Annotated in this window: 21 protein-coding genes and 1 riboswitch; of the genes, 1 reads left to right on the top strand and 20 read right to left on the bottom strand. The window is 66.1% G+C overall.

Annotated elements, in window-relative coordinates; translation table 11 throughout:
- Nucleotides 1–11: 11 nt before the first annotated feature.
- The 6 genes from AC07P1_RS10185 to AC07P1_RS10160 form a co-directional block, all read right to left on the bottom strand.
- Nucleotides 12–1925: a putative cobaltochelatase gene (locus AC07P1_RS10185; protein ID WP_494695683.1), complete on the bottom strand. Its 1914-nt coding sequence runs from the start codon at nt 1923–1925 to the stop codon at nt 12–14.
- Between the two features lies 1 nt (nt 1926).
- Nucleotides 1927–5997: a cobaltochelatase subunit CobN gene (locus AC07P1_RS10180; RefSeq protein WP_494695682.1), complete on the bottom strand. Its 4071-nt coding sequence runs from the start codon at nt 5995–5997 to the stop codon at nt 1927–1929.
- Nucleotides 5990–6328, bottom strand: a complete 339-nt coding sequence (locus tag AC07P1_RS10175; protein ID WP_494695681.1) for a (2Fe-2S) ferredoxin domain-containing protein — start codon at nt 6326–6328, stop codon at nt 5990–5992. The genes AC07P1_RS10180 and AC07P1_RS10175 overlap by 8 nt, the downstream gene beginning before the upstream one ends.
- Nucleotides 6325–7053: a CbtA family protein gene (locus AC07P1_RS10170; RefSeq protein ID WP_494695680.1), complete on the bottom strand. Its 729-nt coding sequence runs from the start codon at nt 7051–7053 to the stop codon at nt 6325–6327. The genes AC07P1_RS10175 and AC07P1_RS10170 overlap by 4 nt, the downstream gene beginning before the upstream one ends.
- A gap of 29 nt (nt 7054–7082) precedes the next feature.
- Entirely contained in the window at nt 7083–7286 is a 204-nt protein-coding gene (locus tag AC07P1_RS10165) for a CbtB domain-containing protein (protein WP_494695679.1), read from the bottom strand.
- 159 nt (nt 7287–7445) lie between these two features.
- A riboswitch (cobalamin riboswitch) is annotated at nt 7446–7675 on the bottom strand.
- A 76-nt stretch (nt 7676–7751) separates the two neighbouring features.
- A complete protein-coding gene (locus tag AC07P1_RS10160; protein WP_494695678.1) occupies nt 7752–8273 on the bottom strand; it encodes a GNAT family N-acetyltransferase in 522 nt (173 codons plus the stop codon).
- A gap of 218 nt (nt 8274–8491) precedes the next feature.
- Here AC07P1_RS10160 and AC07P1_RS10155 point away from each other — a divergent pair, with 218 nt between their 5' ends.
- On the top strand, nt 8492–10042 hold the full coding sequence (locus AC07P1_RS10155) for a cache domain-containing protein (RefSeq protein ID WP_494695677.1): 1551 nt from the start codon (nt 8492–8494) through the stop codon (nt 10040–10042).
- An 18-nt stretch (nt 10043–10060) separates the two neighbouring features.
- On the opposite strand, the gene AC07P1_RS10150 is transcribed toward AC07P1_RS10155, so the two are convergent.
- From AC07P1_RS10150 to AC07P1_RS10085, 14 genes are all read right to left on the bottom strand, one after another.
- Complete coding sequence (locus AC07P1_RS10150) at nt 10061–11056, bottom strand: ribonuclease T2 family protein (RefSeq protein ID WP_494695676.1); 996 nt, start codon at nt 11054–11056, stop codon at nt 10061–10063.
- 90 nt (nt 11057–11146) lie between these two features.
- On the bottom strand, nt 11147–12118 hold the full coding sequence (locus tag AC07P1_RS10145; RefSeq protein ID WP_494695675.1) for an NAD-dependent epimerase/dehydratase family protein: 972 nt from the start codon (nt 12116–12118) through the stop codon (nt 11147–11149).
- Nucleotides 12115–12837 carry an EthD domain-containing protein gene (locus AC07P1_RS10140; RefSeq protein ID WP_494695674.1) on the bottom strand — a complete coding sequence of 241 codons (723 nt, stop codon included), beginning with the start codon at nt 12835–12837 and terminating at the stop codon, nt 12115–12117. The genes AC07P1_RS10145 and AC07P1_RS10140 overlap by 4 nt, the downstream gene beginning before the upstream one ends.
- A gap of 21 nt (nt 12838–12858) precedes the next feature.
- Entirely contained in the window at nt 12859–13851 is a 993-nt protein-coding gene (locus AC07P1_RS10135) for a fumarylacetoacetate hydrolase family protein (protein ID WP_494695673.1), read from the bottom strand.
- 7 nt (nt 13852–13858) lie between these two features.
- Nucleotides 13859–14449 carry a cupin domain-containing protein gene (locus AC07P1_RS10130; RefSeq protein ID WP_494695672.1) on the bottom strand — a complete coding sequence of 197 codons (591 nt, stop codon included), beginning with the start codon at nt 14447–14449 and terminating at the stop codon, nt 13859–13861.
- A complete protein-coding gene (locus tag AC07P1_RS10125) occupies nt 14446–15261 on the bottom strand; it encodes a cyclase family protein (RefSeq protein WP_494695671.1) in 816 nt (271 codons plus the stop codon). The genes AC07P1_RS10130 and AC07P1_RS10125 overlap by 4 nt, the downstream gene beginning before the upstream one ends.
- 8 nt (nt 15262–15269) lie before the next feature.
- On the bottom strand, nt 15270–16418 hold the full coding sequence (locus AC07P1_RS10120) for an MFS transporter (RefSeq protein ID WP_494695670.1): 1149 nt from the start codon (nt 16416–16418) through the stop codon (nt 15270–15272).
- 32 nt (nt 16419–16450) lie between these two features.
- A complete protein-coding gene (locus AC07P1_RS10115) occupies nt 16451–17578 on the bottom strand; it encodes an FAD-dependent oxidoreductase (RefSeq protein WP_494695669.1) in 1128 nt (375 codons plus the stop codon).
- Between the two features lie 16 nt (nt 17579–17594).
- Nucleotides 17595–17936, bottom strand: coding sequence for a Rieske (2Fe-2S) protein (locus AC07P1_RS10110; RefSeq protein WP_494695668.1), 342 nt, complete (start codon nt 17934–17936; stop codon nt 17595–17597).
- A complete protein-coding gene (locus tag AC07P1_RS10105; protein WP_494695667.1) occupies nt 17933–18856 on the bottom strand; it encodes a VOC family protein in 924 nt (307 codons plus the stop codon). The genes AC07P1_RS10110 and AC07P1_RS10105 overlap by 4 nt, the downstream gene beginning before the upstream one ends.
- A 13-nt stretch (nt 18857–18869) precedes the next feature.
- On the bottom strand, nt 18870–20036 hold the full coding sequence (locus AC07P1_RS10100; RefSeq protein ID WP_494695666.1) for an alpha/beta hydrolase family protein: 1167 nt from the start codon (nt 20034–20036) through the stop codon (nt 18870–18872).
- 11 nt (nt 20037–20047) lie between these two features.
- Nucleotides 20048–22486, bottom strand: coding sequence for an efflux RND transporter permease subunit (locus tag AC07P1_RS10095; RefSeq protein ID WP_494695665.1), 2439 nt, complete (start codon nt 22484–22486; stop codon nt 20048–20050).
- Nucleotides 22483–23610, bottom strand: coding sequence for a WD40/YVTN/BNR-like repeat-containing protein (locus AC07P1_RS10090; protein ID WP_494695664.1), 1128 nt, complete (start codon nt 23608–23610; stop codon nt 22483–22485). Before AC07P1_RS10090 ends, AC07P1_RS10095 begins: the two co-directional genes overlap by 4 nt.
- Nucleotides 23607–24965: a DUF1329 domain-containing protein gene (locus AC07P1_RS10085; protein WP_494695663.1), complete on the bottom strand. Its 1359-nt coding sequence runs from the start codon at nt 24963–24965 to the stop codon at nt 23607–23609. The genes AC07P1_RS10090 and AC07P1_RS10085 overlap by 4 nt, the downstream gene beginning before the upstream one ends.
- Between the last annotated feature and the right edge of the window lies 1 nt (nt 24966).

Raw genomic sequence — 24966 nt, 5'->3', positions numbered from 1 at the left:
AGGTTATCTCTTTATGCGCCGGCCAGCCGGGCGCGCACGGTCAGCGCCAGGTTGTCGGCGGACAGTTCTTCCAGCGTCAGGCACTCCGCTTTCAGCGCTTCCGCCAACCGCGCGGCGCGGCCGAACCGCGTATAGCCGCTTTCGGTGTCGATCACCAAGGATGGAATGCGGCGTTCGGACAGCATTTCCGCCAGCTCCAGCGACTCGCGCCACGGGTCGCCTGCGTCGGCCAGCGGCACGTTGGCTTTACCATCGGTCATTAATACCAGCAGCGGCGGGCCGCTTTGTGCGCCCTTTTTAGCAATCTCCACGACCTCCAGCGCCAGTTGAAGCGCATGTGGCAACGGCGTACGCCCGCCGGTCGGCAACTCCCGCAAATTCCGTTCCGCCAGATCGACGCTGCGGGTTGGCGCCAGCAGCAATTGGGCGTCGTGCCCACGAAACGCTACGACAGCCACCTCGTCGCGTTGCTGGTAGGCGTCGGTGAGCAGATTGAGCACCGCGCCCTTGAGCGCTTCCATGCGGCGCTGCGCCGCCATCGAGCCGGAGGCGTCGACCACGAACACAATCAGGTTGCCGCTGGTGCCGGCCTTGACCTGCTGATGCAGGTCGGCGCGGACCACGCGCATGCTGGCGGGGTCGCGCAATGCCGCGCTGCGCAAAGTCGCGCCGATGGCGATACTGGTCGGCTGTTCATTCGGCACCGCGCGCAGCATCTGCCCGCGCGCCGTGTTGTTCGCAGCGCTGCGGCGTCCCTGTGTCCGCGCTGCGTCGGTCGTGGCTTCCACCGCAATGCGCGGCGCGGCGCCGCCGGCGGAAGCTGCAAATATCTGTTCGTCGTCGCCCCGGCCGGACTGCGCGTCCTCCGACGCATCGTCGCCATGCTCACCGGACGTGTGCTCCGGCGGCTGCGGCTCGCTGGCTGCCTGGGGCATCAAATCGTCGAGGCGCTGCTGGTCCAGGCCTGGCTGCTCGAAAGGCTTGCGCCGGCGGCGATGTGGCAGCACCAACTCGGCGGCGCCACGTATGTCCCGCAAATCCACCACCGTCCGGCCCTCCAGCGCGGCAAGCGCGCGCGCGGTCTTGTGCATGACTATATCGGCGCGCAGACTGGCGACGTCGAACTCGCAGCACAGGTGGCTGATCAGATCCAGCATGGCATCGTCCAACACGACCGTGGGCAGCAAGGCCTGCGCCGTCGCCAGCCTGGTTTGCAGCGCGTGCTGCTGGTCGCTCCACTGTTCGAGATAACTCGCTGGATCGGCCTCGTAGGCGATACGGCGCCGCACGACCTCCGACCTTTCCGTCTTCTCGCGCGGCGCGGTCACTTCGACCATCAGGCCGAAACGGTCCAGCAGTTGCGGACGCAAGTCTCCCTCTTCCAGATTCATCGTGCCCACCAGCGTAAAGCGCGCCGGATGGCGGATCGACAGCCCGTCGCGCTGCACACTGTTGACACCCATGGCGGCGACGTCCAACAGCACGTCGACCAGATGGTCGGCCAGCAGATTGACCTCGTCGATATACAGCAGGCCCCGATGCGCGGACGCCAGCAATCCCGGTTGAAACGCCCGTTGCCCCCCTTGCAGCGCTCGCGAGATATCCAGGCTGCCCAGCACCCGGTCCTCGGTCGCGCCCAGCGGCAGCGTGACGAAAGGTACGGTGGACAATTCCGGCGCCCGCCCGCCGCACACATCGCAATGCTCGCACGGCGCGCCGGCGGCGCAATTGAACGCGCAGCCTGGTACTCGCTCGATGCGCGGCAAGACATCGGCCAGCGCGCGCGCGGCGGTGCTCTTGGCGGTGCCTTTGTCGCCCCGTATCAACACCCCACCTATGCTCGGATCGACCGCGCACAGCATCAGCGCCTTGCGCAATGTCGATTGGCCGACGATGGCGGTGAAAGGGAAATTCATATGGCGCATCCTATCCATGACGCGGGGTCTCGCCGCGTTCCTCAAGTAGTTCTTCGCTGCGCAGATACAGTTCGCGCAATTGGTCCAGCGTCTCCGGGCGCGGCTCGGCCCACATGCCCCGGCTGGCCGCCTCCAGCAAACGTTCCGCGATGGCGTTCTGCGCCCAGGGATTGGCGTCCTGCAGGAACTGCCGCATCGCCGGATCGAAGGCATAGGATTGCGCCACGTCCTCGTACATCCAGTCGTCCATGACCTGGGCGGTGGCGTCGTAGCCGAACAAATAGTCGACTGTCGCGGTCAGCTCCAGCCCGCCCTTGTAGCCGTGCCTCTGTATGCTGGCGAGCCATTTTGGATTGACCACGCGGGAACGGAATACGCGCAGCGTTTCCTCCTTCAAGTCCCGCACCTGTGCGCGCGATGGATCGTGGCTGTCGCCGAAATAGTGGCGCGGCTGCTGGCCGCTCAGAGCGCGGATGGTGGCGATCATCCCGCCATGGAATTGCAGGTAATCGTCGCTGTCGAAAATATCGTGTTCGCGGTTGTCCTGGTTGTGCAGCGCGATCTGCACGCCGCTCAGGCGCATGCGAAAGGCGTCGCGCTGGTCGGCGCCCTGCATGCCGCGCGCGTAGGCGTAGCCGCCCCAGTTGACATAGGCTTCGGCGAAATCGGCATCCGCCTCCCAGTTGCGGTGCTGGATCAACGGCAGCACGCCGGCGCCATAGGCGCCCGGTTTGGCGCCGAAGATGCGATACCCGGCGCGACGCGCGGCTTCATCCTGATCGACACCCTGCCCAAGCCAGTCCGCCAGCTCGGCCAGATAGTGCTTGCGCACGAAGTTGTGCGTGGGCGGTTCGTCCAGCGCGATGACCTGGTTGACGGCGTCGTCGATCAGGTCGATCAATTGCGGGAAGGCGTCGCGGAAAAAGCCGCTGATGCGGGTGGTGACGTCGATACGCGGGCGTTTCAGCTCTTCCAGCGGAATGATCTCCACGCCGCTGACCTGGCGGCTCTCCGCGCGCCATACCGGCCGCACGCCCAGCAGTGCCAGGATTTGCGCGACATCGTCGCCGTGGGTGCGCATCGCGCTGGTGCCCCAGATGCTGATGGCGACGCTCTCCGGATAATCGCCGCTCTCGCGCTGATACCGTTCCAGCACTTCGCGCGCGAGCTGCTGGCCGACACGCCACGCCGACTGCGACGGTACACTGCGCGGATCGACCGAATAGAAATTGCGGCCGGTCGGCAGAATCTGCGCCATGCCGCGCGTCGGCGACCCGCTGGGGCCGGCCGGCACGTAGCGGCCCGACAGCCCATTCAACAAATTATCGATTTCGTCCGTCGCGCGGACCAGGTTCGGCACAAGCTCGCGGCAGGCAAAACCAAGGATGCGGCGAATGGCATCGAAGCGCGCAGGACCGCTTGCGACGGCGGTTGAAGGCGGCGGCTGGCGCGGCTCCGCCGGTTTGGCGCGCGGCTTCCCCATCTGCGACAGGACATTGGCTTTGGCACGCAAGGCAGGCTGCAGCAAAGGCGTCGTGGCGGCCGCCGTATCGAGGGCACCGAACACCCTGTCGATTGCCGCATCGATATGCGCCGGATCGTAGCGCCGGACGCCCAGTTCTTCGTACAGACGCAGGCACAAGACATCCACAGCGTCCAGCGCATTGGCACGCGAAACGACGGCGCGGCCGGCCAGCCGCGCCAGCGCCGGCACGACATTCAAACGGCGCGCCTGCTGGTCCAGCAGCATTTCCATGGTCAGCCCGAACAACCGCGCCACCTCGGATTGCAGACCGGGGATGTCGAGGTTCGGCAACCGCGTAAGCGACACCAGCATGTCCGGCATCTGTTCGTCGTCGGGGCAGCGGCCCAGTATATGCAGGCCGTCGCGTATCTGCGCCGAACCCAGTTCGCATAGATAACCGTCAAGGTCCTCGATCAGGTGGGCCACATCGGAGCCGCCCATCGCCGCCAGCGCCGCCGGTGGACCGCCGCCATGATCGTGGTCATGATCATGGTCGTGATGGTGGTCGTGATCATGATGGTGGTGCGCATGGCCATGGCCGTGGTCATGGTCATGATGCAGTAGCCGCATCTGCAAATCGGAATTCAGATTGGTCTGCTTGACCAGCTCCCAGATCTGCTGCTGCAACAACGGCAGCTTGGCGGGGTCCAGCACCTCGACCTGATAGTATTCGTCGACCAGTTGCGTCAGTTGGGCCAGCGCGCCGTATGTGTCGGCGGTGGTCATCGGCGGCGTCAGGTGATCGACGACGACCGCGTGGCCGCGCCGCTTCGCCTGCGAGCCCTCGCCCGGATCGTTGATGATGAACGGATAAAACAGCGGCACGTCGCCCAGCAACGCATCGGGGAAGCACTCCTGGGACAAGCCGACACCCTTCCCCGGCAACCACTCCATCGTGCCATGCTTGCCGACGTGGACGATGGCGTCGGCGCGCCACTCGTTCCGCAGCCAGCGATACAGCGCGTAGTAGTGATGCGTCGGCGGCAGGTCCGGCTGATGATAGATCGCATCCGGGTCCATGCCATAGCCGCGCGGCGGCTGCAAGGCCACGAAGACATTGCCCATCTCGATTCCCGCCAACGACAGATGGCCATCATGGACATAGGCTTCGCCAGGGGCCTCTCCCCACTGCGCGGTCATCTTGTCCCGCAACGACTCCGGTAGCTCCGCGAACCATTGCGCATACAGCGCCGCCGGCACCCGGCCGGCGGCATGCCGCAACTGCTCGGCGGTCACATAGATATTGTCGTAGGAACAGCGCGCTATCAGGTCATGAATCAACGCCGTGCCGTCACCCGTGGGTTGACCCGCATCGTAGCCGTCGGCCCGCATCGCTTCCAGGATGCGAATCAGCGACGCCGGCGCATCCAACCCGACCGCGTTGCCGATCTGCGAAGCCTTGCTGCTCGAATTGGTGAACATGAAAGCCACGCGTTTCTCGGCGTTGGGCAAGCGCTTAAGACGCGCGAAACGTGAGGCGATGCCGGCGATGCGTGCCACCCGGTCCGGCAGCGGGTCGTACTCGACCGCCTCGTTCGGCAAGCCGGCCGCGCGCGCCTTGAACGATAGCGGCACCGTGATGATGCGGCCGTCGAATTCCGGCAGCACCACGTTCATCGCCGTATCGAGCGGGTTGAGGCCGCGCGCCGACTGGCTCCATTGTTCCAGGGTCATGCCGCTGGCGATGGCCTGCAGCACCGGAACGTCGAGCGCCTCCAGCACGCCGACCGACCATCCAGCCGGCGTCGGGCCGCCCGGCGTGATCTCGCCCATCGCGAACGAGGTGGTATTAATCAGCACATCGATATGCACTCCCGACGCATCGGCGAGATAGCGCAGCGCGCTGGGCAAGCTGCCGCCATCGCCGGCGCCTGCGCGCAGCGACGACGTAAACACCGGCAGCACGTTCATGCCGCGCGCTTCCAGCGCGGCCAGCATGGCGTCGATGAAGCGCGTGTTCCCGCTCATCCAGTGGGCGCGATAAAACACGATGCCCGCGCTTGGACGCGCCGAATCGCGCAGCGCCAGCCAATCCGCCAGGCCGGCTCCGGGCGCCAGGTCGGGATGATAAATGCCGTGTTCCGGCAGCGGATGCGCGGGCTCGAAACCGAAGCCGGTCAACAGCAGGTGGTCGGACAGATAGCGCAGCAGCTGCGCCAGATTGGCGCTGCCTCCGGCCTGGAAGTACTTCAATGTCATCTGCAGCACGTCCGCCGATACCGCCGACACAGCGGCCAGCTCGGGATCTGGCTCACCGGTTCCGCTGACGACGATCAAATGCCGGCCATGGCGGCGCGCGTGATCCACCAGTTCCGTAAATCCGGGAACGCCGCCAAGTCGGCCCAACACGCGCACGATGATCACCCGCGCCGCGCGCAAATCCCCCGCCAACAACGCCGCCATCGAGGTATCGGCATCGAGCGACTGCAGGTTGACTCCCGCCACGCCAGCGAAGCCCGAAGGCAGCTGCGCCTGCGCCTGGTGCAATACCGTCAGATCGTTGGACGCATGCGTCAGCAGTGCTACGTGCGCCGGGCCGGCTGCTGTTTCAATCATCTTTGGGTTCCGGTGCGCAGGTATCGCCTTCACCAAGGCGATGGAATATCAGGTCGCCGACTTCGCGCCCGCCGATCAAGTGCTCGTTGACGATGCGTTCCGCATTGGCCTCGTTCACCCGCTGGTACCACACGCCTTCGGGATAGACCACCATCACCGGTCCCTCGTAGCGGCACGCCACCATGCAATGGGTGCGCGTGCGCTTGACGGCAAGCTCCGGATGGGCGTCGATCATTTCGCCCATGCGCTCGAACACGGCCTGCGCGCGTCCCTCGACGGGAGCGCAACGCGGACCGACGCACATGAATAAGTGACGGTGGTGGGTTCTCATCGATCGGCGAAGCGCTTGTGGAAGAAGCCGGTCAGCGCGCCCAGCACCAGCCAGAACACGCCATTGGCGAGCGCCGTGGCGTAGACAAAGGAACGCTGCAAATGTTCCGGTGCGACGCTGGCATGGACCAGCGGCTGAGGCGCGCCGACCAGATGCGGCACCACCAGCAACGCGACGGCCGCCAGCTTCAGCGCCCAATGACGGCCGAAGGCCAGCATCGCCAACGCGGTGGCGGTCGACATCGCGGTCGCGATCCACCAGCCCTGGCGGACGGCCACCGGCGCGGCGGCGGTGCCGGGCAGCTCCGGCGGCAATCCGACCGACGGCGCCAGAAAGAACACCGCGTAACCGGCGGCGCCCCACAACAGGCCGGAACGCCAGTCGACCGGCCGTCCGCGCAACCCGATGGCGGCGGCCAGCAGCAGGCCATAACCGACGGCCATGCTGACGTCGGCCAGCGCGGTGTACAGCGTGCGCTCGACGCCGTCCTCCGGCTGCCAGCCACCATGTTCGTGCGGGGCTTCGTGCGACACTTCCTGCGACACGTCGTGCACATGCCGCGCGCCGTCGGCGTGCATATGCGCCACCGGCTCCGCCCCGCCCGCCGATTCCAGCACCTCGGCCTGCGCGATGATGCGCGTCACCTGCAGGTGCTGCACGCCGGTCAGCAGCAAACCGGCCAGCAGGCCGGCCGCCGCAGCGGTTCGCACCATGCGATTGAACATGCCGGCGCCCGCGCCGGCCCCTGCGCGGCTCAATGACACGGGAAGCCCGCCGAATGGCGGCTGTCGTGGGCGGCGTTATGCAGCGCTTCCATCGACGCGAACCCCGCGCCGAACAACAGCACCGCGCCCAGGCTCGCGGCCATCAAGGCCGCCATCAGCTTGTCTTTCAGTGCGACGGGACGGGCATGCACGGGGGCATGGGCCTGGCCGGCGTGGATAGTGTTGATGGACATATTGGTTTCTCCGAAAAGCAGCGACGACCACGGGGTCGAAAAGCTCGTATCGGAAGATGGACCAGGGGAGAGACGAATGCGGCGCCAGGGAGGACCGGAACGAAGATGCGCGGATCGAGCCTTGGCAGTTCTCCACCCGTATCGCCCTCCGCAATACAAACGTGTTTACCGCTACTGGCTGGTTTCCGGGCTGGCGAGTGGGCGTCCATCCGGACACACCTGGATTTGCGCCTTCCCATGCAATCGCACAGTGGCATCGTACAAATCCTTAACCTCGCTTACCGTTGCGGGGGCAGCGCCGGCATTGCCGTTCCAGCGGAACGACGCACCGGCTTCCCATTTAAATCTGCAAACGATCATTTGCAGATACCAGAAGCTGACTACCGGCGCAGTATAGGTCTGCGCCTGCGGAATTGCAAGACGATCATGCCATCGTGCGCGGGTCGGTGTCGAGTCGTCCTGGTGTCAGCCGTCCACCGGATGCGCCGGCGTGGCGAGCATGAGCTGGTAAAACGCCAGATCCAGCCAGCGCTCGAACTTGAAGGCGGCATGACGAATAGTGCCCGCGTGCACGAATCCCAACTGCTCGTGCAAGGCGATGCTGGCCGCGTTGGCCGCGTCGATGCCGCCGACCAGGATGTGCAGGTCGGCCTGCCGCGCGGCGTCGATGATGGCGCTTAGCAAAGTGCGTCCCAGCCCCTTGCCGCGCTGGTCGCCACGCACATAGATCGAGTGCTCGACCGAGTATTTATTGGCCGGAAAGCCGCGAAACGCGCCGTAGCTGGCGAATCCCAGCAACTCGCCCGCCCCGTCCTCCAGCCCGATGACCGGATAGCCGCCCGCGCGCTTGGCCGCGAACCAGTTCCTCATCGTTTCCATCGTGCGCGGATGATACTCGTACAGCGCGGTCGAGTTGGCGATCGCGTCGTTGAAGATGGCGAGGATGGCTGCGGCGTGGCGTTCTTCCGTACAGCTGATGAGTTGCATTGGGGCTCCGAAATATGGATTTTGATTGAGACTCGTCAACATGATAGACGATAAATCTCAAGTCATCACACGACCATATCGGCCACCCAAACATTTTCGTACAGAAAATAAAAACAAAGGGATAGACTGGGTTACGGATGCACTTTCCTTGTTGTAATATTACGAAAAAAGGGGTATCGCGCCTCATCAAGAATAAATATAGCGAGGTAGGATTAATCATGAAACGAGCTCACGCGCCCTCCATTCGAACGAGACTAATCTGGCTGGTGGTGGCCTGCGTCGTCCCAGCGTCGCTGATGGTGGTAAAGATGATCGCCTCCGACTACGAGCTCGCGCGCGCGGCGTTTATCCGCAGCGCGATGACGACCGCCCACGCCAACGCGATGGCGATCGACAAGGAATTCGCCGTCATCGAATCGACGCTCAAGGCGCTCGCCACCTCCCCCAGCCTGATCGGCGACGACCTCAAACAGTTCTACGGCCAGGCGCGCGCGATCTGCGCCAGCCAGGACATTTTCAACATCGTGCTGGAAGACGGCACCGGGCAGCAACTGGTCAACACCTTCCGGCCCTACGGCAGCGCGCTGCCCAGCGCAAGCATGGACCACCTGTTGACCTACATGCAGAACAACGATGCCACCGCCATTTCGCGGGTGTTCATGGGGCCCATCTCCAAACGCTACATCGTCTCGGTCGGCATCCCCGTCACCAGAAAGACCAGCGGCTTCCACGCGCTGAGCGCCGTGGTGACGGTCGAGCGCTTCGGCGCCATCCTCAAACAGCAGCAGTATCCCGAGCACTGGATCACCACCATCCTCGATAACAAAGGCACGGTGGTGGCGCGCACGAGCGACATGCAGCGCTACGTCGGACAGAGCGCGATTCCCGAGGTGCTGGAACGGCTGCAGGAACTGCCGGAGGGCGTTTTCGAGACCAGAACGCTCGACGGCAAGCCTATCCTGGCCGTGCTGGCCAAGGCCCCCAATTCGCAGTGGACGGTGGCCATCGGCATTCCCATCGAGGTGTTGAACTCCCAACTGCTTGCCAAACTGTGGACGCTGGTGCTGTCGACCATCCTCCTGCTGGGCGGCGGCTTGCTCTTCGCCTGGCACATCGGCAACCGCATCAGCCGCTCGATCCGCGACCTGGTGGCGCCGGCGCTCGCCCTCGGTGCCGGCGACAGCATCGAGCCGGCCACCTACGGCCTGCGCGAGGCGAACGAAGTGGGACAGGCGCTGGTCAAGGCGTCGAAGATGCACGCGCTGGCCAAGCACCAGGCCACGCACGACCCGCTGACCGGCCTGGCCAACCGCGCCATGTTCACCGAATTCCTCGCCCGCCAGCTCAATCTCAGCGAGCGCAATCAGGAGCCGATGGCGGTGCTGTACCTGGATCTGGACAACTTCAAATTCATCAACGACACCTACGGCCACGGCGCCGGCGACGAGCTGTTGAAAGACGCCGCCAACCGTCTGCGCTCGGAACTGCGAAAATCCGACATGGCGGCACGGCTGGGGGGCGACGAGTTCGCGGTGGTGCTGGTTGCCAGCGGCGAGGACGACGCGGCCGGCGTCGTCGACAAGCTTTCGCAACGCCTGGCGATGCCCTATGAGATAGACGGCCATGCATTGCTGGCCGCCGCCAGCATCGGCGTGGCCGTGTATCCGCAGTCGGCCGGCACCGCCGACGACTTGATCGCCTTCGCCGACGATGCCATGTACAAGTGCAAGGCGGAGCGCAAGAAGGCGCGCGCCGTCACGATCGACTGAGGCCGACCAGGCGGCCGGTCAATCCCGGCCGGCGCCCTCCACATACACCTCGTCGCCACAGCCCACCGCGCGCGTACGCGCGGGCGCGGCGTTGCCCACCATTTGCTTCAACTCCCCGTCGGTGCTGAATTCGAGCGGCAGCGACATGCGGATCTCCTGCAGGTATTTACGCTGCGTACAAATCAGCGTGATGCTGTCCGCCACCTGGGCGCCGTAGCTGGCCTTGACCCGCGCGAAGAAATCGTTGACGCGGAACGACTTGCCCACGCTGCCCAACACGATCTTGCCCACTTCAGAATCGTTCACAACCCGCACCGCCGATACGGCCTTGATGAAATAGTCGTCCGGCGACAGCGACTGGCATTTGCCGTGCTTGTTCCATTCGTAGGCGCCGAAGGTGCGCTCGTAGAAGAAGTTCGGCATCCACGGCGCGATCTTGTCGATGGTCTCCAGCTTCAGAGAGAACTGCTCGCCCTTGCAGCTGCCGTAGTTGTTGCCGCACTCCTTCTTGTTCGGCCACAGGCCGTGCAGGTTCAGGTTCTTCGCCTGCAGCGTGCCACCGTTCATGGCGTCGCACTCCGGCTTCTTGCCGTTGTACTTGACGTGTTCGCAAAAACCCGGTTGCCAGGTGATCGCCAGCAAATAGCTATCCTGCTGGTTGGCGATGTTGCACGAACCTCCGGCGGCGGCGATTTCGCGACCGCGCTGGGCCTTGCTCGGCTTATCGCTCAACTCCGGCGTGCCGCACTCCTTGCGCACCCAGCGCAGCGATGGCTGCGCGCCCGGCACCTCGACCCTGATCCAGTCGTAATCGACCTTGTTGATTTCGCGGACCGTGTATTCGGTCCCCGGCACGACTTTCTGCGCACCCGGGTTGCTCTGTTTGGCGAAGGAGGAAAACGCCTCGCAGCTCTTGGTGGCGGTGAAACTGCCATTGGCCGATTCGCTGGCGCTGCAACCGAAGGCGGTAAAAACCAGCAAGAAGGCGGCTGCGGGGACGGTGTGGCGGTGCATATCGACTCCTGAATAAACAAAATGCCGATATCTTAGCGGACTTTCTAAATCAAAGGCTACGGTGTGCCCGATACCGCGAGCATGGCGATTTCAGAATGGTCCTCCCGCCGCCACGGCGTTGACGATCAAACGCCGCAGATCGCCGTCGTGGTGGAAGCCGGCCCGCTCGGCGGCCGACGCATCGAGCGGCGGCTGGCGGCCGAAGCCCTGCTCCAGCCGTTCGTCCGGCCGATAGTCGACCAGCGCGCGGCGATCGTCGCCGAATTCCATGGCCAGGCCGTCCACCACTTCCGCGATGGTCAGCCGCAGCACCGGCAAGGTATAGTCGCGGCGCCCGGCCGCTTGCGCTGGCGCCATGGCCGCCGCGTGCAGCAGGTTGTCGACGCAGCACCCCACCGACATCCACCAGGCGACCGCCTGGGCCGACACCGGACACGTGAAGCGTTCACCATCCTTGAGACGCCAGAAGATGTCGCTCATGAAGGCCGACAGCAGGCCGGATGGCTCGGGCGGACGCGCGACGATGCCCGGCAGGCGCAGGATGCGCCCATCCAGCCAGCCGCGCCGGCTGTAATCCTGGACCAGCACCTCGCAGGCGAGTTTGTGGGCGCCGTAACTCAGGTGTGGCCGCATCGGCGTGTCGTCGTCGATATGCTCCGGCAGCGGCGCGCCGTACACGGCGATGCTGCTCGAATAGACCAGCACCGGCGGCCGGCCCCGCCCTTGGCCTTGGGCCTGGACACGGCAGCACTCCAGCAGCGCCATCGTCGCGTGCAGGTTGACCGACAGGCCAAGGGCGAAATCCTGCTCCGCCGCCCCACCCGGCACGCTGGCCAGATGGAAAAGTACATCGACCGGCTGCGCGCAGGCTTGCGCCAGCAGCGCGGTGTCGGCCACGTTCCCTTGCAACTGGCGCACACGCGGATCTGTCGCGGCGCCGTCGAAACGCATGTCTATCGACGTCAAAGCGGTGACGGCGCGGCCCCCGATGCCATCCTCCATCAGCCGCCGCACAAGCGCCCGGCCGACAAAGCCGCCGCCGCCGGTGACCACGACGTTCATGCGGCCGCTCCGGCGAACAGTACGTGCTGCCGCGCCGCCAGCACGACGACCGATCCCGGCGCCAGCATGGCCGCCAGATGTTCGTCGGCCGCTAGTGCCAGCCAACGCTCGCCCAGGCCGAGGGCCGCATCGTCGTTCGACAGCCAGGCTTCATCCACCAGGTCGACCGAGGGCGCCGGCACGCCGGGACGCGCCAACACCTGGTTGCGAACGACGCATTCGATTCCCAGACTCTCTTCCTCCAGTAACCTTCGCCACACCGGTGCGCTGGCCGCGGCCAGATCATCCAGCATCACACCCGGAGCCGCGCGCAGCATCACAAACACCTTGCTGGCGCCATCGCGACCGCCGCGACCAAGGACTTCCCGTTCCGCCACCGGCAGCTTGACCACGCTGGCCTGGTCGACGAATCGATCCTCGTCCGGTTGCAGGATCTCGCGGTAGAACGGCGCGGACATCGCGGCCGCCGCCTGCTCCGGATCGTCGAACCAGACCTGGGTGACGAAGTCCCGCGCGCCGGCAAAGGTGTCGGCGCCGCCGTCGGGGGCCCGGAAGCAGCCGTCGAACACGTGATTCTGAATATACCGGCGCGGTGCCAGATGCGGCTGCCCGCCGATGAAACGCACCACGGCGGCGCCGTGCACGTCGCGCATATAGCTATGGCACTGCCGCAAGGTCATGCCGCCACGGCGGCGGCCGACGATCATCAACTTCAGCATATGTTCTCCTGAATGACTGGTTCAACCGGCGTGCGCGGACTGCACCACGCGCTGGTCGATCACGCCGAACGGACCGTCGGCGCCATCGTCGTCGCGCGCCTGCATGCGTACGCGGTCGCCGAATTTCATGAACGGCGTACTGGCGAAGCCGGCGTCGATGATCTCGATCACCCGGCGTTCGGCGATGCAGGCCGAGCCGGCGGCACGGTCGACATTCGAAACCGTACCCGAGCCGACGATGGTGCCCGCGCTCAGGCGGCGCGAGCGCGCCGCGTGGGCCACCAGCTGCCCAAAGCTGAACTGCATTTCGCGTCCGTGCGGTTCGCCGAAGCGCTTGCCGTTGTGCTGGACCTCCAGCGACAGGTGCACGCGCCCCTCCCGCCACGCGTCGCCCAGTTCATCGGGCGTCACGGCCACCGGCGCGAAGCTGGTCGACGGCTTGGCCTGCAGGAAGCCGAAACCGGTGCGCATCTCGCGTGGTCCGAGCGCGCGCAGGCTCCAGTCGTTGATCTGCACCACCAGCCGCACGGCGTCGAGCGCCTCTTGCGGCGTCGCGCCCAGCGGCACCGCGCCGACCACGACGCCGAATTCGCCCTCGAAGTCGATGCCGTCCGCTTCGCTGGGCAGGGCGATGTCCACATGGGGGCCGAGCAGATCGTCGCTGGCGCCCTGGTACATCACCGGAATGGTGTCGAAGTCCGGTATCGGCGTGGTGTTGAAGGCTTGTTCCATCAAGCGTCCGTGGTTGAGGAACGCCGAGGCGTCCAGCCATTGCGGTGCGCGCGGCAGCGGCGCCCCGCAGCGCTGCGGCGCGAAGGCGAAGCTGGCCTGCGCGCGGCCGGCGTTGAGCGCTTCATACAGCTGTTCCAGCGGCGCCTTGACGCGGTCCCATTGCTCCAGCGCGGCCAGCAACGTCGGCGCGATGGAACCGGCATCGACCGCCGTTTTCAGGTCGCGCGACACCAGTAGAAGCCGGCCGTCCGAATGGCCGGTGGTAAGGGTGGCAAATTTCATATTGATCCTATGTTGATGAGCGGCCACCGGCGGCGCCGGCTTCGATTTCGGGCGCGTAGCGTCCTCCTACGAGCACGAACAGCATGCGGCAGACCCGGTCCGAGCGATTGGCCCAGGCGTGATTGGTACCACGCTGCACCACGACGCTGCCGGCGCCGAGGCGTACTTCGCCCCGGTCCAGTATCAATGTCAATTCGCCTTCGATCACCACGCCGTAGTCGATCGACTCGGTGCGGTGCATCAGCGGATGCGGCGAATCCTCGGCGACGGTGGATGCCCCGGCGTCGCCGGCCTGCGTGAACGCCTTGTGCATCTTGTCCGCGCCGTGCGCCAGGAATTCCTCCGTATCGGGCGGAATATCGACGAAACGCACGCGCGTGCCATGACGCGGCGGTGGCAGCATCAGGGGCGCGAGGGTCGGATCGGGACCGTTATCGAGCGTCGCCGGAGTATCGCCGGTGCTCCACACCTCGTGGAACACCGTTCCGGGAATGGCCGCGATCTCGATCACGGTGGGTAGCGGACCGTTGAAAGCGACCACCGCGCGACCCTGCGCGTCGTGGCCGGTGACCACGCGATGGATGGCAGGAAGGCTCATGCGGCCACCTCGGCGTCGTCGAAGATCGCCACGGCGCGGGTCCAACCGGCAGAGGCGCGGCGGATCTTGTGCGGGAAGCAGCTGATGGTGAAGCCGTGCGACGGCAGCGCCTCCAGGTTGTGCAGCTTCTCCAGATGACAGTAGCCGATATCGCGGCCGGCCTTGTGACCTTCCCAGATCAGCGACACGTCGCCGGTCTCCGCGATCTTCCTGGCGGTGTACGAGAACGGCGCGTCCCAGCTCCAGGCATCGGTGCCGGTCAGGCGCACGCCGCGCTCGAGCAGGTACATGGTCGCCTCGTAACCCATGCCGCAGCCGGCGCCGAGATAGTCGGCATGGCCATAGCGCGAGCCGGCGCGGGTGTTGACGACCACGATGTCGAGCGGTTGCAGCTCGTAGCCTATGCGTTTCAGCTCCGTCTCGACGTCGGCGGCGGTGGCCACATAGCCGTCGGCGAAGTGACGGAAATCGAGCTTGACGCCGGTCTGGAAGCACCATTCCAGCGGCACTTCGTCGATGGTGATCGACGGCTTGCGCTCTCCCAGGCTGGCGTCCATCGTCGAATGGAAGTGATAAGGCGCGTCGAGGTGGGTGCCGTTATGGGTGGTCAAGGTGACCCATTCGGCGGCAGCGGCCTCCCCCTCCGGATAATCTTCCGCCTTGGTCCCCGGCAGCATCGCCATGAACTCGGGCAGCGTGTCGGCGTGGGTTTGATAGGTGATCTTCGGCGCCAGCGGCGGCGGATCGGACAGCACGTCGTTTTCCAGGTAAATCGACAAATCGACGAAGCGATACGAACGTTTGTTTTTCATGCGAAACCTCACAGGGATGGAACAAGAACGGGACGCGACTGCGCGCGGCGGAAGCTAAGCACCGCCAACACCGCCAGCACGACGGCCGCGATGCCGATGCTGCCGTAACCGGCGCTTTTAACCAGCGTGCCTCCCAGCAGCGGCCCGATGGCGGCACCGGTCATCAAGGTCGCCGGCGTGGCCGCCGCCGCCCGGCCGCTCGGATCGAGCGCCGCGATGGCGCCGAAGGCGAAGGTATGGGTGAAAATCAGCACGCTGACCAGCACCGCGGTGGCCAACGCGTACGGCGGAAAGGTCGAGCTCTGGGTGATCGTCAACACGATCGCCGCCTGGATGATCGGACCGGCCAGCATCACCCGATGTCCCGGCAGGCGGCGTTGCAGCAGCACCGCCAGCGGCGCCGGCACCAGATTAACCATGCCCAGCGCGATCAACACGCCCGAGACGGCGGCGAAACCAAAACCACGGTCAATGCCGATGCGCTCGACGAAACTGAAGGTCATCGACTGCACCAGCGCCAGGCAGCCGACGCCGAACACCACGTACCACACGGCAGGGTCGAGCCGTCCCGCCGTAGGCGCGATGCCGGGCGCCTTGTCGGACGGCGCCGGTTGCGGGAACCCGGCCGCCGTCGCCAGCGTGGCCACCGCCATGATGGCGGCGAACAGCTGGAACAGCGCGCCGCCGCCGAAAGCGGCCACCAGTTGCGGCGCGACGGCAAAAAACGCCAGCGCGAAGAAGCCGATGGCGATGCCCACCAGCGCGAACAGCCGGTGCGGATCGGCGCTGCGGCCGATGGTGCCGTGGGTGAAGCTCAAGGCGCAGCCGGCCGACGCGCCGGCCAGCGCGTGCAGCGCCATCATAGTGGTGTAGTCGCGCGTCATCGACAACGCCAGGAACGACAGCACCGCCAGGCCGAACCCGCAGGTCGCCGCCACGCGGCCGTTATAGCGCGGCAGGCGCGGGGCGAAAAACAGGCTACTGAGGACAGCGCCCACCAGGAAGAGCGTGGCCAGGCCGCCGGCCTGCTGCGGATCGAGCCCATACTTTGAAATCAGCGTGCCCACCCACACCGGCAGCGCCACCAGGTCCAGCATGCCGGCGCAATGCGCCACCATCAGGACGCAGCGGCCCGTGAAACTATCGGTCTTGATCATGATGCGGTCTCCATTTTTATTGTTCGGTGCGATCAGATCGGTTCGGCCAGCGCCATCATCGAGGCGCGCATGATGGCGGCGTGTTCCTGCTTGTCCCCGCCGCTGATCTCAATCACGCCGAGGCGGTCCGAGTTGTCCACCACCATGCGGCAGCGCTCATAACGGCGCTCCTGGAAGCGGCGCAGGGCCTCGTCGACACTGGCGGAGCGGCCCAGCTCCTCGGCCACCACCAGTCCATCCTCGATACCGATGCAGGCGCCGGAAGCCAGGTGCGGGGTAGTGGCGTGCACCGCATCGCCGATTAGCACCACGCGGCCGCGATACCATGGATGCGGCAACAGAAGGCTCTCCAGCGGACGGTAGATCACCTGCGAATGTGGGCCTATCTGATCGCGAAGCTGCTGCATCAGCGGCGCCGGGAATGGCGCCAGCAGGGCGCGCAGCATCTCCGGCTGCTGGTCAAGCGGGATGTGGCAATTGGTTTCGCGGTCCTCGGTGACGAACAGATACAGCTCGGTCTCGGACACCGGATTGACACCGGTCTTGATTTTTGGTCCCAGCCACATCGCCGGCCGCACCAGATCGGCGGGACGCGGCAGCACCGCGCGCCACACGCCCTGCCCCGAATAGCGTGGCTTCGGCGCCTCCGGGAACAGCAGCGCGCGCATTCTGGAATACAGGCCGTCGGCCCCGATCACCACGTCGTAGCGGTGCTTGCCGCCATCGGTCAGTTCGACATCGACACCGTCGTCGTCCTGTGCCAGCGATGTGAAGCTGCAGCCCAGGCGCACATTCACGCCCGCCTCCAGCGTCGCCTCCGCCATCAGCTTGGCTAGCACCGGCCGCATGATGGCGGCGCCGCCGGGGACGTTGTCGCCAGCGATGCGCGGCGTCGGCAGTTGCGCAAGGTGTGCTCCATGCGGCGCGTACAGGTCGACGCCATCGGCAGCGTAACCGCGTTCCAGGAAGCGCTCCAGAATCCCCAACACCCCGAAGGCGCGCAATGTGGCTCCGCCCAGGCTGATCCCGGCGCCGTAGGAGCGCCATTGGGGGTCGATCTCGACCAGGTCCACTTCGACGCCGCGCTTGCGCAATTCGATCGCCGCCGCCATGCCGGAAAACCCGCCCCCGACAATCAGGGCCTTGTTCAATGCATTCATGTTCTTATCTCCTAGTTTATATTTTGTCCAACCGATGTTCCAACCACAGGTCGCCGTTGAGCGCGACCGTCACCGGCGCCGGCGTCAAACCCTGTCCCAGACACGGTCCCAACGTGCACAAACCGGTCGATGGCTCGAATTGCGCGCCGTGCGCGGCGCAAACGATGCGGGTGCCATCGGCGTTCAGGTAAGCGTCGCTGCGCCACGCCAGCGGCGTGTCGCCGTAGTGCGGACAGGCGTCGCGGTATGCGTGCACGCCGCCGCGCACACGAACAACGAACACGCCCCAGCGCGGAAAACCTTTGCTCGCGCCGTCCGGCAGTTCGTCGGCGCGGCACAGCAGCGTGCGGGCGGTCATGGCTTCGGCGGCGGACCGCTCGGGGCCCACTTCTCGCGATGCTGGAACAGGAACAGCTGCGATGCGTCGGCCCCCATCGGCGCCACGCGCGCGGTCCACTCGTCGTCGTGCAAGTCCATGTCGGCGTCGTACTCCACGTGGCAGCCCAATGGGCTGTTGAAGTACCAGAACCAGTTGGAACCGAACAGGTGACGCCCAGGTCCCCAGAACGACTGGTAACCCTTTTCGACGAAGCGCGTCCCGGCCAGCATCACCTCGGTCGGGCCGCCCATGTGGAAAGTGAAGTGCTCACACCCTTTCATGAACGGCGGGGTCTGGATCATGAACAGCGTGTGGTGGTCCTCGCTGCCGCCCGGACGCAGGAATGGCCCGACGCCGGTGAAGCGGTCGGTGCACACGAAGCCCAGGCGCGTATAAAACGCCTCGGCCGCGTCGGCGTCCGGCACGAAATACACCACGTGCGACAGCGAACGCGGACGCGGCTGGGCGTTGATGTCGAAGGCGATGCGGTTGGCGCCGCGCTGCGCCGGCGCACCGGGGGCGTTGACGGTTTCCGCTGCCAGCGCGATGGGGCGGCGCACGGTGATCTGGAAGCCCAGCGTGAAGCCGGCGTTGTCCTCTGTCTCCAGCGAGCCGTCGGCGAGCTTGCGCACTTCGCGGTCGCGGCCCACCTCGTCGGCGATTTGATCCAGCGTGGCCTGGTCGGCGACACCGTAAACGGTCTTGCGCAGCATGGTCGCGGTGGGCATGGGCGCAGGCAGGCCGGCATCGTCCTTGTGGGCCAGTACCACCGCGGTGCCGTCCAGCGCCTCGAAACGGTTGCCGCCGACCGGCTCCAGGCCGTAGTCGGTCAGGTATTGCGTGCATGCGGCCATGTCGTCGACGCCAAACAGCAGCGCATCGGGTCCGATGATCTTCATCGTGGTTTCCTTGTTAGTTGGTTGGGGCGGTGCGGCCGCCCAGTGTTTCGGCCACCCAGTCGGCGATGTACGCGCCGGCGTTGGCGGAATTGTCAAAGCTGGAGTGCTGCACGCCGCCTTCGCGGTCGGTAAAGATCTTCAACTCGCGGCGCGGGCTGTTGACGAGCTGTTCGTAGGTGCGCTCGGCCCAGTGCAGCGGAATCTGGCTGTCCTTCTCGCCGTGCGTGACCAGGAACGGCACCTTGATGCGGTCAAGGATGCCGTCCAGATGCACGTCCTCGGCGATGCGCATGAAATCGTCGTTGTCCCTGGCGCCCCATACCCAGCGCACGTGCGCCCAGTAGTGCGGCACCGGCAGGTTGCCTTCTTTCGCCATGCGGCGCTTCTGCACGTCGCGCCAGTCGTGATTCGCGCCCCACACCACGCCGCAGGCGAAACGCGGCTCGAAGGCGACAGCGCGCGGGCAGTAGTAACCGCCCAGCGACACGCCCTCCATGCCGATGCGCGTGGCATCGACGTCGGCGCGCGTCTCCAGCCAGTCGACAACCCGGCTGGCCCAGTGCTCGCTGTCGTAGCGCGCGGTCAGCCCGCGCAGGCGCAACGCGTCGCCGGTGCCCGGCTGATCCACCAGCAGCGAAGCGACGCCGCGCTTGGCCAGCCACGCCGGCAGGCCGACCAGATACTTCATTTCCTTGGTCGAATCGAGGCCGTTGACCTGCACCAGCAGCGGCGCCGGGCCATCGACGCCCTCGGCCGGCACATACAGGCCGCTGAGGAAAGTGTCGCCGTAAGGGATGCGCACCTGCTCGCAGGGGGCGCCGGACAGGCGCGCGCCGCGCTCGAACACGTCGAGGAAACGTTGATACAGCTCGACACGTCCGGGCGCGCCGTGCGCCTGCAGCCGCTCGCAGGTCAGCAGGTAGTTGGCCGCGCGCAGATACTTGTCGCCGGCCGAGATCTTGCGGCCGCGCGCCACGTCATCCTCGGCCAGGCCGCAAAGCTTGTCGGCCATGCGCTGCCAGGTTTCGCGGAAGGCGGCGGTGCCGGCGGCATCGGGTTGGCTGGCCGCTTCCTGCAACGGCGCGCACATCTCCTCGATCTCGCCGATTTTTGCGCCCATTTCGATCGACAGATCGACGGACAGATTCCAGACGTAGTTGGTAGGGAAATAACGGAACATGATGATCAACTTTATGTCAGGGTGGATGAAATATCCGCCTCGGCCCTGGCCGGACGGGTGGACGACGTCGCGGCCAGCGCGGACGCGGGCCGCGAAGGACGCAACAGGAAGTGCGCCAGCGCCGGCAGCAGGATCAACGCGCCGAGCATATTCCAGAGGAACATGAAGGCCAGCAGCAGCCCCATATCGGCCTGGAACTTGATCGGGCTGGCGACCCAGGTGATCACGCCGGCGGCCAGCGTGATCCCGGTCAGCATGACGACCTTGCCGGTGAAGAGCAGCGCCTGGTGATAGGCCTGCGACAGCGTGGCGCCGGCACGCATGCGCGCCAGGGTCACGCTGAGGATGTACAGCGCGTAGTCGACGCCGATGCCGACGCCCAGCGCGATCACGGGCAAGGTGGCGACCTTGACGCCCATGCCCAGGCCGACCATCAGCGCTTCGGCCAACACGGAGGTGAGCATCAGCGGCAGCACCGCCACCAGCACCGCGCGCCATGAGCGGAACGTGACGAAGCACAGCACCGCCACCGCGCAGTAGACCAGTGCCAGCATCTTGCGCCAGGCGTCGCGCACCACGATATTGGTCGCGGCCTCGATCCCGGCCGAGCCGGCGGCGAGCAGGAACCTGGTGTCGGCGGTGTCGTTGGCGCGGGCGAATTCCTCGACGCTGGCGACCACAGCCGCCAGCGTTTCGGCCTTGTGGTCGCGCAGGTAGGCGTACACCGTCAGCAGGCTGCAGGCGTCGTTGTACAGCCCACGCGGCGCTCCGGCGGTGACGGTGTTGAGCATGTCCTGGTTGGACAACAGCTCGTACCATTTCGGATTGCCCTCGTTCAGGCCGACCAGCACGCGGCGGTTCAGCAGGGCCAGCGTGTTGGTGTTGTCCACGCCCGGCAGCTGGCGCAGGCGCCATTCCAGCGCGTCGACCTTGTTGAGGGTATCGTAGCGCGAGCAGCCGCCTTCCGGCGTGGTGACCATCACCGCCAGCACGTCGCCCGCCGCGCCGTAGCTGCTGTTCATGAATGCGGCGTCGCGGTTGTAACGGCTGCCGGCGCGCAGCTCCGGCGCGCCCGGATCGAGGTCGCCGATGGCCAGGTGCTGGCTGGCCAAGAAGCCGCCCGCTCCCAGGACGACCGCGACAACCACCGCCACCGTCGCCCAGCGCCGCTGCGTGAAGCGGTCCAGCATACCCGCGATGCCGGTCGGACGGCCCTGCGGATTGTGCCCGCTGGACGCCGCTTCCGCCTTGCGGTCGGCTTGCAGGCTACGCTGCGCCGCCTTGGCGCTGACACCCGTGTAGCTCAGGAGGATGGGCAGCAGGATCAGATTCGTCACGATCAACACCGCCACGCCCAGGCTGGCGGCGGCCGCCAGTTCGCGGATGGCCTGGATGTCGATGATCAGCAGCACTGCGAAGCCGACGGCGTCCGCCAGCAGCGCGGTCAGGCCGGCCAGGAACAGGCGGCGGAAGGTCAGGCGCGCGGCCTCCAAAGGTGTGACGCCACGTCCGATGTCCTGCATGATGCCGTTCATTTTCTGCGCGCCGTGGCTCATGCCGATGGCGAACACCAGGAACGGCACCAGGATCGAGTAGGGATCGAGCGAGTAGCCCAGCATCGGCAACATGCCGAGCTGCCAAAGCACCGCGATCAGCGAGGCGCCGACCACCAACAGGGTGGAACGCACGCAGCGGGTGCTCCAGTAGACGGCCGCCATGGCGATCAGCACCGCCGCGACGAAGAAGCCCAGCATGGCGCGCACGCCGGCGATCAGGTCGCCCGAGATCTTGGCGAAGCCGGTGATATGGACGGTGACGCCCTGCGTCTCATACTTATGGCGCAAGGATTCCAGGCGCTCCGACAGCATGCCGTAGTCCAGCGGCTGGCCGTCGGCCTCCTGCAACAGCGGCAGATAGATGACTGTGGAGCGGCCGTCGGCGGCGACCAACTGGCCGATTTCGCCGGAACGTGCAACGTTCATTTTCAGCTGCGCGAGACTGGCGGCGCCACCGTCGTAGCCCTCGGGGATCACCGGGCCGCCTTCGAGGCCATCTTCGGTGACGCCGACCCAGCGCGTCGACGGCGTCCACAGGGATTTCATCTGTACCCGGTTCACGCCGGGCACCAGGAACGCCTCATCGCTCAACCGACGCAAGGTGTCGAGGTACTTGGTTTGATAGATGTCGCCGGCCGGATTGGCGACGGCGATACGCACCGCGTTGCCCAGGCCCGTGAGCTCGCCCTGCCAGGCGAGATAGTTGCGCACGTAGGGATGCTGCGCCGGGATGGTCTTCTCGAAACTGGCGTTCAGCTGCAAGCGTGTGGTTTGCCAACCCAGCAAGGCGGTGATGACGGCGCAGATCAGCAGCACCCACAAGCGATGCGTGAAGAGCAGGCGTTCCAGCAGGCCGGCCTTGTCGTCGGTATTTGGACGGTTGGAGGAGATCATTTTGTGCCTCCGTTGGCGGCGATGCGCACCGGGCCGGCGAAACTCAGTGCCAGCATTGCGCCATCCTTGAGCGGCAGTACTCCGGCCAGCGGCGCAAGTGGCGCGCCGGCCCGCAATTTGAATGTTTCTCCGTCGCTGCGCAGGATCTGGCCGGCCTGGTTGACCAGCACCAGGTCAGGCGCCGACGTGGTAGACGGAACCGCCATGAGCGCCGAGCCGGTGATCGACACCGGCAGCGGTGTGGCCCATTGGGTCCAACTGCCGCCGCCGTCGCGGCTGCGCCAGACATTGCCCCGCAGGCCGGCAAGCATCATGTCGCGACCTTCGGCATCAAGGAATTCGGCGGTGAAGAAGCTGCCGTTGTAGGGCGTCGCCAGCTTGCGGAAGCTGCGGCCACGGTCATCCGAGCGCAATGCCAGCCCTTGTTCGCCGGCCACCAGCAAGGTGTCGCCGTGGGCCCGCAGCGCGTACAGATGCATCGCCTTCGGATTGTCCGTGCCGGCCATCAGGCTTTGCCAGGTGCGGCCGCCGTCGGCGGTGCGGAACGCCAGGTTGTACGCGCCCACCACGAGCCCGTGATCCGCGTCGTAGAAATGCAGGTCGAACAAGGGCTTGTCGGCGCCGTCGGCCTTGAGCCGCTGCGCTTCTGCCAGGGCGCGGGCGTCGCCGCTCGCCTCGGCGGCGGCCAGCGCGATGCCGGCGGCCATGCTGCCGTCCAGGCATTTGGTCCAGGTCTGGCCGCCATCGGCGGTGCGCAGCACCACGCCGCTGTGGCCGACCGCGTAGCCGCGCCGCGCATCGACCAGTCGCACCGCCGTCAGCGTCACCGCGACCGGCACGGCGGCCTGGCGCCAGTGGACGCCGGCGTCGTCGGACCACAGCGCGATACCGCGCTCACCCACCGCCACCAGGCGTTGGCCGGCCTGCGCCGCGCCCAGCATCAACGCCCGTTCGGGCGCCACCGACACCGGAGCCGCGCGTTCCAGCGCGCTGCGCACCGGCGCCGCGCCGGCCGCGGCCGACGCACCGGCCATACCGGCTACATCGGCGGCGGCGCAGTAACCGCAACACACCGCCGTCAGCGCGAAGGCTCCCGCCAGCTTGATGGAACGTCGGAACTTCATCGCACACTGTCCCCGGCCATCGATTCCGGCGTGAAGACGCTGTCCGGGTAACGAGGTTTGAGCACGTAGTGGGCGCTCTTGCTGTTATACAGATCGCCGACATAGGCGGTTCCCGACAGCAGATCGTTGAAGCCGAACGAGCCGATCACGGTGCCCGGCAGGTCCGGGGCGACAAAGGTGGCCGACCACAACGTCTTCCACAGCTGGCCGTTGGCGTCCCAGCGGTCCCCCAACACGCACGCCCAGGTATCTTCGTCGCAGTAGTAGCGGCTCTTCGCGGCCGGGTGCCGCTGGCCGCTGCGCAGCGTGGCGTCCACCACCCAGGTGCGGTGCAGCTCCCAGCGCTGGAAGGCGGGATTGACGCCGATCTTGGAAATCACCTCCGCGTCGGTCTTCGGCTGCAGCAGCTTGTTGCCGTTGTACGGTATCAGCATCTCCTTCTTGCCGACGATCTTGAAATCGAAGCGGTCGAGCCGTCCGGACCAGGTCTGGATCTCGTCAAAGCTCATCAAACCGCCGGTGACGGGAGACGGCGTATCGCAGCACGGGTTGGGCAGCTTGCGCACGCGGCGCTGGCCGGTCAGGTACACCCACGACTGCGTCTTGGCCAGATCGATCTGATCGCGGCCCATGATCGCCTCGCCGGCGCGGATCGGCGGCCCGCTGTTGATCAGGCGGATCAGGTAAGTCTCCGGCGCCTTGGCGAAGCTCTCCACCGTCGCCTCGGGGTAGTAATAAGGAATCTGCGCGTCGATCACCCCTTCCGAGACCACCACGTCCTTGCCGGCGGCAGTGATCTGATGCTGCGCGTAATGCGTCTGGAAGGCGCTGCCGCGCCAGCGCAGCATGTGGTTCCACATCACCTCCTCGCCGGTTTTCGGCAGCGGGAACGGAATACCGCCGACCACGTCGGCGGGCACCTCGTTGACGATCTTCCCGCGCGTGGCGTTCTTGAAAGTGTTATCGTAGACGTACTGCGGCGCGGCGGCGGTGCGGTGGGTCGGGTAGACGTCGAGCCGGTATTCCGGATACTTTTTCAGCAGCGCCTTGACGCCGTCGGTCAACTGCTCCGCGTATTTTTCCATGTTCTGCGCGGTGACTGAGTACAGCGGCTTCTCGTCCTTGAACGGATCGCCACGGCGGCCGCCGGCCTTGTCGCCGGGGATGGCGGTGGTATAGCCGCCGGTCCAGGCGGGAATGGTACCCTCCTTGTTCCCGGCCTTTTCGGCGCCGAGGGGCGTCAGTTCGGACTTCAGCTTGGCCGCTTCGGCGGGGGTGGCGGCCGCCGAGGCGGCGCCGGCCTGCAGTGCCAGCGCCAGGCCGGCCAACGCGGTGGAAATAAGATGTTTGTTCATG

This window comes from Duganella sp. GW821-FHT07F09 (assembly GCF_059418705.1).
This window is presented reverse-complemented; position numbering and strand designations above follow the sequence as displayed.

Coding starts and splice junctions, on each gene's coding strand:
- AC07P1_RS10110 (WP_494695668.1), bottom strand. CDS start 17,936: ATGACCGCCCGCACGCTGCTGTGCCGCGCCGACGAACTGCCGGACGGC.
- AC07P1_RS10170 (WP_494695680.1), bottom strand. CDS start 7,053: ATGTTCAATCGCATGGTGCGAACCGCTGCGGCGGCCGGCCTGCTGGCC.
- AC07P1_RS10165 (WP_494695679.1), bottom strand. CDS start 7,286: ATGTCCATCAACACTATCCACGCCGGCCAGGCCCATGCCCCCGTGCAT.
- AC07P1_RS10150 (WP_494695676.1), bottom strand. CDS start 11,056: ATGCACCGCCACACCGTCCCCGCAGCCGCCTTCTTGCTGGTTTTTACC.
- AC07P1_RS10100 (WP_494695666.1), bottom strand. CDS start 20,036: ATGTTCCGTTATTTCCCTACCAACTACGTCTGGAATCTGTCCGTCGAT.
- AC07P1_RS10180 (WP_494695682.1), bottom strand. CDS start 5,997: ATGATTGAAACAGCAGCCGGCCCGGCGCACGTAGCACTGCTGACGCAT.
- AC07P1_RS10135 (WP_494695673.1), bottom strand. CDS start 13,851: ATGAAATTTGCCACCCTTACCACCGGCCATTCGGACGGCCGGCTTCTA.
- AC07P1_RS10090 (WP_494695664.1), bottom strand. CDS start 23,610: ATGAAGTTCCGACGTTCCATCAAGCTGGCGGGAGCCTTCGCGCTGACG.
- AC07P1_RS10155 (WP_494695677.1), top strand. CDS start 8,492: ATGAAACGAGCTCACGCGCCCTCCATTCGAACGAGACTAATCTGGCTG.
- AC07P1_RS10175 (WP_494695681.1), bottom strand. CDS start 6,328: ATGAGAACCCACCACCGTCACTTATTCATGTGCGTCGGTCCGCGTTGC.
- AC07P1_RS10130 (WP_494695672.1), bottom strand. CDS start 14,449: ATGAGCCTTCCTGCCATCCATCGCGTGGTCACCGGCCACGACGCGCAG.
- AC07P1_RS10120 (WP_494695670.1), bottom strand. CDS start 16,418: ATGATCAAGACCGATAGTTTCACGGGCCGCTGCGTCCTGATGGTGGCG.
- AC07P1_RS10105 (WP_494695667.1), bottom strand. CDS start 18,856: ATGAAGATCATCGGACCCGATGCGCTGCTGTTTGGCGTCGACGACATG.
- AC07P1_RS10095 (WP_494695665.1), bottom strand. CDS start 22,486: ATGATCTCCTCCAACCGTCCAAATACCGACGACAAGGCCGGCCTGCTG.
- AC07P1_RS10125 (WP_494695671.1), bottom strand. CDS start 15,261: ATGAAAAACAAACGTTCGTATCGCTTCGTCGATTTGTCGATTTACCTG.
- AC07P1_RS10115 (WP_494695669.1), bottom strand. CDS start 17,578: ATGAATGCATTGAACAAGGCCCTGATTGTCGGGGGCGGGTTTTCCGGC.
- AC07P1_RS10160 (WP_494695678.1), bottom strand. CDS start 8,273: ATGCAACTCATCAGCTGTACGGAAGAACGCCACGCCGCAGCCATCCTC.
- AC07P1_RS10085 (WP_494695663.1), bottom strand. CDS start 24,965: ATGAACAAACATCTTATTTCCACCGCGTTGGCCGGCCTGGCGCTGGCA.
- AC07P1_RS10140 (WP_494695674.1), bottom strand. CDS start 12,837: ATGCTGAAGTTGATGATCGTCGGCCGCCGCCGTGGCGGCATGACCTTG.
- AC07P1_RS10185 (WP_494695683.1), bottom strand. CDS start 1,925: ATGCGCCATATGAATTTCCCTTTCACCGCCATCGTCGGCCAATCGACA.
- AC07P1_RS10145 (WP_494695675.1), bottom strand. CDS start 12,118: ATGAACGTCGTGGTCACCGGCGGCGGCGGCTTTGTCGGCCGGGCGCTT.